The sequence below is a fragment of the Mesorhizobium sp. M5C.F.Ca.IN.020.32.2.1 genome, from assembly GCF_004023105.1.
GTDB lineage: Bacteria > Pseudomonadota > Alphaproteobacteria > Rhizobiales > Rhizobiaceae > Mesorhizobium > Mesorhizobium wenxiniae.
The window spans coordinates 1-8,963 of the sequence record NZ_RZSX01000172.1 but is presented as its reverse complement, the minus strand read 5'-3'; the positions used below and the strand labels follow the sequence as shown (position 1 = coordinate 8,963).

The 8,963-nt window shown below is 62.2% G+C and carries 10 protein-coding genes; 8 read left to right on the top strand and 2 right to left on the bottom strand.

The window, feature by feature from the left end; genetic code table 11:
- Positions 1-91: 91 nt before the first annotated feature.
- The 7 genes from EOA86_RS11375 (at position 92) to EOA86_RS11345 (ending at position 5,633) form a co-directional block, all read left to right on the top strand.
- Complete coding sequence (locus EOA86_RS11375) at positions 92-712, top strand: ribonuclease D (protein WP_029348220.1); 621 nt, start codon at positions 92-94, stop codon at positions 710-712.
- A 51-nt stretch (positions 713-763) separates the two neighbouring features.
- Complete coding sequence (locus EOA86_RS11370; protein WP_029348218.1) at positions 764-1,012, top strand: hypothetical protein; 249 nt, start codon at positions 764-766, stop codon at positions 1,010-1,012.
- A gap of 104 nt (positions 1,013-1,116) precedes the next feature.
- The gene (locus EOA86_RS11365) at positions 1,117-1,371 is read left to right on the top strand and encodes a GlsB/YeaQ/YmgE family stress response membrane protein (RefSeq protein ID WP_065010153.1); all 255 of its coding nucleotides are present in this window, start codon (positions 1,117-1,119) and stop codon (positions 1,369-1,371) included.
- Between the two features lie 26 nt (positions 1,372-1,397).
- The gene (locus EOA86_RS11360; protein ID WP_029348215.1) at positions 1,398-1,544 is read left to right on the top strand and encodes a hypothetical protein; all 147 of its coding nucleotides are present in this window, start codon (positions 1,398-1,400) and stop codon (positions 1,542-1,544) included.
- A 205-nt stretch (positions 1,545-1,749) separates the two neighbouring features.
- On the top strand, positions 1,750-2,139 hold the full coding sequence (locus EOA86_RS11355; protein WP_128341709.1) for a hypothetical protein: 390 nt from the start codon (positions 1,750-1,752) through the stop codon (positions 2,137-2,139).
- Between the two features lie 382 nt (positions 2,140-2,521).
- A complete protein-coding gene (locus tag EOA86_RS11350) occupies positions 2,522-4,777 on the top strand; it encodes a transglycosylase domain-containing protein (protein ID WP_065010151.1) in 2,256 nt (751 codons plus the stop codon).
- Between the two features lie 103 nt (positions 4,778-4,880).
- Positions 4,881-5,633 carry an SDR family oxidoreductase gene (locus EOA86_RS11345; protein ID WP_065010150.1) on the top strand — a complete coding sequence of 251 codons (753 nt, stop codon included), beginning with the start codon at positions 4,881-4,883 and terminating at the stop codon, positions 5,631-5,633.
- Positions 5,634-5,654: 21 nt separating this feature from the next.
- Here EOA86_RS11345 and ybaL read toward each other — a convergent pair whose 3' ends face one another.
- Together ybaL and EOA86_RS11335 are read right to left on the bottom strand one after the other, a co-directional pair.
- A complete protein-coding gene (ybaL, locus tag EOA86_RS11340; protein WP_128341707.1) occupies positions 5,655-7,439 on the bottom strand; it encodes a YbaL family putative K(+) efflux transporter in 1,785 nt (594 codons plus the stop codon).
- A gap of 222 nt (positions 7,440-7,661) precedes the next feature.
- Complete coding sequence (locus EOA86_RS11335; RefSeq protein WP_128341705.1) at positions 7,662-8,111, bottom strand: host attachment family protein; 450 nt, start codon at positions 8,109-8,111, stop codon at positions 7,662-7,664.
- Positions 8,112-8,503: 392 nt separating this feature from the next.
- Here EOA86_RS11335 and EOA86_RS11330 point away from each other — a divergent pair.
- Positions 8,504-8,963 (top strand): NAD(P)-dependent oxidoreductase (locus tag EOA86_RS11330; protein ID WP_281035648.1); only part of this gene is annotated, 460 nt, incomplete at its 3' end.

Below are 8,963 nucleotides of genomic sequence, written 5' to 3'. Positions count from 1 at the left end.
GTTTTATGCATGTCGTTATCGCAAAACCGCTGCACACTTTTGCGCTACATGCATTAGAGCGACGCGCGTCCAGTCGCGACCGGAGAAGACGATGAGCGATATCCGCTTCCATAAGAACGACCTGCCGGGGCTCTTGCACTACGACGTCGGGGCGGTCGCCATCGACACGGAGACGCTGGGGCTCAATCCGCATCGCGACCGGCTTTGCGTGGTGCAGATCTCGCCGGGCGACGGTTCCGCCGACGTCATCCAGATCGCGCCCGGCCAGAAGAAGGCGCCAAACCTCGTCAGCCTGCTCAAGAACCGTAGCATAACCAAGCTGTTCCATTTCGGCCGTTTCGATCTCGCCGTGCTCTACAACGCCTTCGGCGTCATGCCGGAGCCGGTGTTCTGCACCAAGATCGCCTCGCGGCTTACCCGAACCTATACCGACCGGCACGGGCTGAAGGACATCTGCTTTGAGCTTCTCGGCGTCAGCCTGTCGAAAGCGCAGCAGTCATCGGATTGGGCGGCGGAGACGTTATCGCCCGAACAACTCGAATACGCCGCCTCCGACGTGCTCTATCTGCACCAGCTGCGCGATGTGCTGACAGCGCGGCTTGCGCGCGACAACCGGACCAGGGAGGCCGAAGCCTGCTTCCGCTTCCTGCCGACGCGTGCGAAACTCGACCTGATGGGCTGGGATGAGGCAGACATCTTCGCCCATAGCTAAGGCGGAACCTGGTGTTCGCCGCGACGTTCTGTCGGTCCGTGGAGGGATGAAATGGCTGCCAGAAAACCAATCGAAACAGCACCCAAGGATGGCTCCAAGGTCACCGTCTACTGGAAGGACAGCGACGGGGTGATGAACGAATCCATCGCGCAGTACCGGTCGCTCGACCGGCTGAAAGCGGCCGGCGGCGACTGGGACGAGAACGACACCGGCTGGTGGGCCTATACGGACGGTCATACGCAAAGGAAGGTCGAGCCGATTAGCTGGCGGCCTGCATCCGGGGATGGCGACGACGTATGACGCCGCTGGCGGCGCCGGCTCCTTTCCAATAGGTTGGACATGTTCAATCGGAGGTCGATTCGGAGCTCTCTGCTCCGCGACCATTCGCTCGGGAGGGATCTGCAATGGGTACTGAGAGCCTGCTTGTCTTCATCATCATCGGTGCCATCGCCGGCTGGCTCGCCGGCCTGATCGTCAAGGGTTTCGGCCTCGGCCTGGTCGGCAATATCGTCGTCGGCATCGTTGGTGCCTTAATAGCCGGCTGGCTCTTCCCAAGGATGGGGTTCGCCATAGGCGGCGGTATATTTGCCTCCATCATCCACGCCACGATCGGCGCGGTGATCCTGCTCGTGCTGATCAAACTGGTGAAGCAGGCCTGATCCTCGAAGCACATCAAGGGCGCGCCATGAAGCAGAACATGCTCTATCTTATCATCGGCGCGCTCGTCGTCGTGGTCATCGCGCTCGGCGTCTATGTCTATCGCGAGCAAACCAGGCCGAAGGGCGTGGAACTCAAGATCGACGACAAAGGCATTTCGATCCAGCAGAACTGAGCGGCGTTGGGTTGGCGCGGCAAAGGTGCCGATGACCTGCCCCATCGGGTCAAAAATTGAGCGCCAAGGCAGGCCGCTCCATCCTTCGATGCACCGGGAGAGAAGCCAACCTGGATACGGAATAAGAGTGACGTATCGACACATCCGCGGTATGATCTTGGTACAGGGAGTTTGGGGCCAACCCACCTACTATTAGGAGGTTGCCATGAGGCACCAAACACTGGACCAACTGCATGCGGTGGCAAAGGTACACAGAGACCCAACACCTCCTAGAATGGACCGAACCCAGCGTCTCGAACGTTGGTCAAAACTTCTAGAACGGCAGCCCAGCCGACTCCTTACCGCGCTTATCGGGACCGAATATCGTTCGTCGCCGGAGCGCGAAATCATGCGTGGCGAAGGCTCGCCAATATCGGTTGCCTTCGAGGATCCGATTCTGCGCGATGACGGGCTGAAAGACGACACTTATGGCGAAGCAAAGCGTTTCTTCGAACTGACCGACGATCAGCTCCACGAAATTGTCTGCTACTGCCATGTCGGCGAGACGATGCAATCATCCTGGGCAGCGCTTTCCGTTCGTGATGCGATCGACTAACGCATGATCCACCAAGGTGAATGACTTTGGTAGCAAGGTCATGCGCAGATTCAACGGTTTAGAGCAGCGATCGAACGCAAGAGACGGTGGCTGAGCGGTTGATGCTGAAATACGAGAAGGCCGTCTCGCGAGGGACGCCATTGTTGCAAACCGCCAGAAGCAAGGAACGCAGCGGTGACGTCCCGTAACGCATTGAACTAACTTTGAACCATTTAACCCGCCCTTAAATCGCCGCATCTACTCTTCACTCGAACGCCATGGAGCGATGTGCGTCCGTTCGAACGCACAAGTACGCTCTCAGACTTTGAAGCTTCGCATCGTGTTTCCGAAAATCGCGATTTTCGGGCCGATGCGATAGGCATCGGGACATACAGCACAGCGCATGGCGAACCGCAGAGACAGCCGCATCGAACCCAGCTTCGAGGGACCGCCACGGGCGAAATCCTCGGCCGGTTTTTCTGTGAGCGAGGAGGATCGCGTCGTGCCGAGCAACCGCAAGACCTCTGCAAAGCGCCAACCGGCCCGGACAAAATCGTCGCGTCGCGGACGTGGCAAAAGCCGGCGCGGCCTGTTCGGCGTGCTCGGCCGGTTGGCCTACTGGTGCTTCGTGCTGGCCATCTGGGGCGGCATCGCCAGCGCAGGCATCGTCGTCTATTACGGTGCGAAAATGCCGGCGGCCACCACCTGGGCCATTCCCGACCGCGCGCCCAATATCAGGATCGTCTCCGTCGAAGGAAAACTGCTCGCCAATCGCGGCATGAGCGGCGGCGAAGCTGTCGGCCTGCATGAAATGTCGGCCTATATTCCCGAGGCCGTCATCGCCATCGAAGATCGCCGCTTCTATTCGCATTTGGGCATCGATCCGATCGGTCTGTCCAGAGCCATGGTCGCCAACGTTCTCGGCGGGCGTTTTTCGCAGGGCGGCTCGACGCTGACCCAGCAATTGGCGAAAAACCTGTTCCTGACGCCTGATCGCACGCTGGAACGCAAGGTGCAGGAAGTGCTTCTGGCGCTGTGGCTCGAGCACAAGCACACCAAGGACCAGATCCTCGAAATGTACCTCAACCGGGTCTATTTCGGCTCCGGCGCCTATGGTGTCGAAGCGGCCTCGCGCCGCTATTTCGGCAAGAGCGCACGCGATGTCACGCTGCCTGAGGCGGCACTCCTCGCTGGCCTGTTGAAAGCGCCGTCGCGTCTGTCTCCGGCGCGTGACCCCAAGGCGGCCGAGCAGCGCTCGCAGCTCGTTCTCGCCGCCATGCGCGACGAAGGCAAGATCAGCGCTAAGGAACTGACCACGGCGATGAGCGCGCCGGCGTCGCGGGTGGCATCCTACTGGACGGGCTCGGAAAACTACGTCGCTGACACCATCGTGGAAGAACTGCCCGACCTGATCGGCGATGTGCGGGGCGACATCATCGTCGACACTACCGTCGACCTCACGCTGCAAAAGCTCGCCGAACAATCGATCCGCCGGCTGATCGACGGGAGCGGCAAGAAGCTCAATGCCAGCCAGGGTGTGCTGGTGTCGATCGACAATTCCGGGGCGGTACGTGCCATGGTCGGCGGCTATGATTATTCGACCAGCCAGTTCGACCGCGCCTCGGAGGCGCGCCGCCAGCCGGGCTCGGCGTTCAAGCCCTTCGTTTACATGGCGGCGCTGGAAGCCGGCCGCACACCAGACAGCGTGCGCAATGACGCGCCGATCAGAATAGGCAAATGGACGCCAACCAATTACGGCGGCAAGTATTTCGGCAAGGTGACGCTGGCGACGGCGCTGGCGAAGTCGCTGAACTCGGTGGCTGCCCAGTTAACCATGGAAGTCGGCCCTGACGCGGTGGTCGAGGCGGCGCATCGCATGGGCATCCAGTCCGACCTCACGGCCAACACCTCGATCGCGCTCGGTACCTCTGAAGTGACGCCGCTGGAACTGACGTCGGCCTATGTCCCCTTCGCCAATGGCGGCTACCGCCCGGACGTCCATTTTATCCGCCGCGTGACGACAGCCGGCGGCAAGGTGCTCTACGACAACAATGGCGGCGGCGCCCCGCGCGTCATCAAGCCCGAGATCGTCGGGATGATGAATTCTATGATGACCGGCACTGTCGAAATCGGCACTGCCAGGAAGGCGGCCTTTGCCTGGCCGGCCGCCGGCAAGACCGGCACCAGCCAGAATTCGCGCGACGCCTGGTTTATCGGCTACACCGCCAATCTCACCACCGGAGTCTGGTTCGGCAATGACGATGGCGGTCCGATGAAGAAGGTCACCGGCGGCGCGCTGCCGGCGCAGGCCTGGCATGAATTCATGGTCGCCGCGCATGAAGGCGTGCCGGTGCGGCCGCTGCCTGGAACATGGAGGTCGACGCCCGCGGATACGATCGTGCAGGACGAAATACCGTCCAACGCGGCGCAACCGGCCCCGGTGCCGTCCGCTTCGGTTGGCCAATCCGCGCCGTCCGCCCAAAAAGCGTCGCCGCCTCGCGCCGTGCGTCCCGCCGAAACGGTCGATGCCGCAGGCTTCGGCGTGCCGGGCGGTGGCGGCACCACCGCATCGATCAAGCGCCCGGTGCCGCCCGGCGATGTCGGCGGCCCGGTCAAGAAGCGGCAGACCTCGATCTTCGACATCCTCACCGGCGGCTGACCCCTCGTCATCGCTGCCGTGTTCCGCTACATCTCCGGGTTAAAAGTGCTAGAGCGTACTTTGTGCGCCCAAAGGGACGCACGTCGCCCTAAAGAGATCGCGAATGGCCGAAACCGACACCAGAAAGACAATCGTGCTGACCGGCGCCAGCCGCGGCATCGGCCATGCCACGGTTAAGCGCTTTTCGCGCGAAGGCTGGCGCGTCATCACCTGCTCGCGCCAGGCCTTTGCCGACGACTGCCCGTGGCCGGCCGGTCCGGAAGACCATATCAAGGTCGATCTCGCCGACCAGGAGGATGTCGGCATCGCTATCTCGGAAATCCGCCATCGGCTGGAGGCGCATGGCGGCCAGCTTCATGCGCTGGTCAACAATGCCGGCATCTCGCCGAAGCTCAAGGACGGCAACAGCCGCATGAATTCGATCGACACGCCGATGCATGTCTGGCGCGACGTGTTCCAGGTCAATTTCTTCGCGCCGATCATGCTGGCGCGGGGATTATTTAGGGAATTGGCGTCGGCCAAAGGCTCGATCGTCAATGTCACCTCGATCGCCGGTACCCGCGTGCATCCCTTCGCCGGCACCGCCTATGCGACGTCGAAAGCCGCGCTCGGCTCACTGACGCGGGAAATGGCGCACGATTTCGGCCCGCACGGCATCCGCGTCAACGCCATCGCACCCGGCGAGATCGATACGGCGATCCTGTCGCCGGGCACGGAAAAGATCGTCGAGACGATCCCGCTGCGGCGGCTGGGGACCACAGCGGAAGTCGCCGACATCATCTTTTTCCTGTGCTCGCAGCAGGCTTCCTATGTGACGGGCTCCGAAATCCACATCAATGGCGGCCAGCATGTGTAAGCGAACGCCGGCGATCGAAACCTAAGTAATCGGTGCTTTCGGCTCTTCGGCCGCCTCTGTCTTGCCTTCCATCACCTCTTCCACAATCCCACGCGCGATCTCGCGCTCACCCATGATGACCGTGTCGGCTCCGAGCCCCTTGAGATGCTCGACCTCGGCATCGGAATGGGCGCGGGCTATGACGTTGATCTTCGGGTTGGCGGCGCGGGCGAGCACGATCTGTCCCGCCTCGAAGGCGTTGGGGATGGCGAGGATCAGCCGCTTCGCGCCCTCGGGATTGGAAGCAGCGAACACCTCGCTATTCGCGGCGTTGCCGGACACGGTTTCGATGCCGTCGTCCCTGAGCTTCGCCAGCGTCTTGTCGGCATCCTCGATGACGAGGAAGGGCAGGGCGGCCTTCTTCAATGACGCGCCGACGAGACTGCCGACGCGGCCATAGCCGACCAGGATGGAATGGCCGGTAAGCGCTGTCCTGGGCGGCGGGCCGTCCTCTTTCACGGGTGCCGCAACCGAAGCCAGCTGGCCTGGCTCCGTCGCAGGGCCGATCGGCTTTGCCTCGTCGAGCGAAGCCGTCTTGCCGGCGCGCCTTTCCAGCCAGGGTTTCATCCAGTCGACGGCAAGGAACATCAGCGGGTTGAGGACGATCGACAGGATAGCACCGGCGAGGATGAGGTCGCGTCCTTGTTCGGGCAGCAGCTTCAGCCCCACGCCGAGCTCGGCCAGAATGAACGAGAATTCGCCGATCTGGGCAAGGCTTGCCGAAATCATCAACGCGGTCGCGATCGGATAGCGGAAGGCGACGACGATAGCGAATGCCGCCAGCGATTTGCCGATGACGATGATGGCCAGTGTCGCCAGGATCGGCCAGCCATTGCTGATCAGGCTGAACGGGTCGAACAGCATGCCGACCGAAACGAAGAATAGCACGGAAAAGGCGTCGCGCAGCGGCAGCGATTCCTCGGCGGCTCGATGGCTGAGCGCGGATTCGCTCATGATCATGCCGGCGAAGAAAGCGCCCAGCGCCAGCGAGACGCCGAATAGCTTGGCGGCGCCGAAGGCGACGCCGAGCGCGATGGCCAGCACCGCCAGCCGGAACAATTCACGCGAACCGGTATGGGCGACGTAGTGCAGGATCCAGGGGATGACACGGCGGCCCACCACCAGCATGACGACGACAAAGGCGGCGACCTTGGCCAGCGTGATGCCGACGACGCTCCAGATGCCGTAGCTGGCCGGCAGCGACAGCAGGCTGCTATGGGTCTCCCCTTGCTGCTGGCCGCCCAGCACGCCAGCCAACGCCGGCAAAAGCACCAGCGCCAGCACCATGGCCAGATCCTCGACGATCAGCCAGCCGACGGCGATGCGGCCGCGCTCCGTCTCGATCAGCCGCCGCTCCTGCAAGGCACGCAACAGCACCACGGTCGAGGCGACGGAAAGCGCCAGCCCGAAGACCAGCCCCGCGCCCATCGACCAGCCGAGCATCCAGGCAAGAGCGGCGCCGAGCGCTGTCGCGAAGCCGATCTGCACGATGGCGCCAGGCACGGCGATGGCGCGGACCGACAACAAATCCTTCAGCGAGAAATGCAGGCCGACGCCGAACATCAACAGGATCACGCCGATTTCGGCCAGTTCATTGGCGAGGCCGGCATCGGCGACGAAGCCCGGCGTGTTAGGCCCGACCAGCACGCCAGCGATGAGGTAACCGACCAGCGGCGGGATGCGGAAGCGATTGGCAATTGCGCCGAAGACGAAAGCCAGCCCCAAACCGGCGACAATGGTGGCGATAAGGGGCGTGTCATGCGGCATGGTCTATGGAGCGCCTTTCAAAAATCACGATGTCGGATATGCACCGCCCGAAGCAGCCGCTTTTGCAATATGGCGGCTCGGATGGTCGAGGCAACCCGCAAATGCCATGAAATCGACGACAGGGATGACAGAAGGCGAGCCGCCTCGGGCTGGCAATGGTTGCTCGAAAAAAGAAGGGGATTGCTGCAAAAAGGAAGGGGCATGCGCGCCCGATGCCCGCGATCAGGCCGCTTGCAGCAGGTTTTCGATGTCGACGATGGTGTGGTTGGTCAGCGTCTTCGAAATTTCCACTGTGATTTTCTCGGCGACTTCCTTGTGCAGTTTTCGACGCATGTCGCCCAGCACCTGCGGCGGTGCGATTAGCACCATCTCCTTGAAGGCGCCGCGATGCGCGAGCTTGTACAGCCGCTCGGCAATTTCGTCGGCGAAATGCTCCTTGCCGAGACGATGCCAGTTGGTGTCCTCGACTGCGCTGCGGTGGACGGAAGGGCCGTCGCTGTAGCGGCCGGGGCGGTCCGAACCTTGCTCTCGCGTCGCCGGATTTGCCTGTTCCATTTCCTGCACGACCTGAAGGTCGGGATATTGGGTGTCGCCACGGTTCTCGAGGAACAGCGCCTTCTCGCCGTCGGCCACTACGATCCACAGTCCGCGTTTCAGCTTGAGGTTATTCACGGAGCGCTCCTTTTTTCTGTTTTTCATGGTTTTCTAGGCCCGTCTCTGGAGCCATTGCCGCGGCTGAACAGCCAGGCTCGATTCGCAGGGCAAACGCGCCCCGACGCAGGAATGTTCCGGTGTTCAGCGCATCGCAGCTTTAGTCTACTAGATTCGTAGAATTTAGAAAAAAGTGTTTTGTAATATACCTCGCTTGTCGCTAGAACCGCCATAGATCAAGGCTCGCAACAGCGGCTTGGATCCGCTCCACTCGTGGCTGTGGAATTTTTTTCTCCTGCCTTTGGTGCTTGCGGAAAAGCGATTGCTTCGCACGAAGCGATGCGCGAGTGCGTTCCTTCTGCTTTTTCGCGCCCGCGCGTAGAACTGCCAGCGTATTCGGGATTCCGCTCGCCATGCCGCAGGCCACCGCCAAGCTCAACGCCTTTCCCGTATTCATGCGGGTCGAGGGCGAAGCCGTGGCCATTGTCGGCGGCGGCGAGGAGGCTCTGGCCAAGGCGCGGCTGATCGGCCAGTCGAGCGCCGTGCTGCGCATCATAGCCGATGCCGCCGAGGCCGAGTTGCTGGCCTTCATCGCCGCGAATGGTGCCATCCACATTGCTGCCGCCTACGATGCCGCGCATCTCGAAGGCGCGGTCATGGCGTTTGCCGCCAGCGGCAATGAGGCGCTCGACCGCCGGGTTGCCGAAGATGCGCGCCGGATGGGCATTCCGGTCAATGCCGTCGACCGGCCGGAGCTGTGCGATTTCTTCACCCCAGCGCTGGTCAACCGCGCGCCGGTCGCCATTGCCATCGGCACGGAAGGGGCCGGCCCGGTGCTTGCCCAGATGCTGCGCAGCCGCATCGACCGCATGC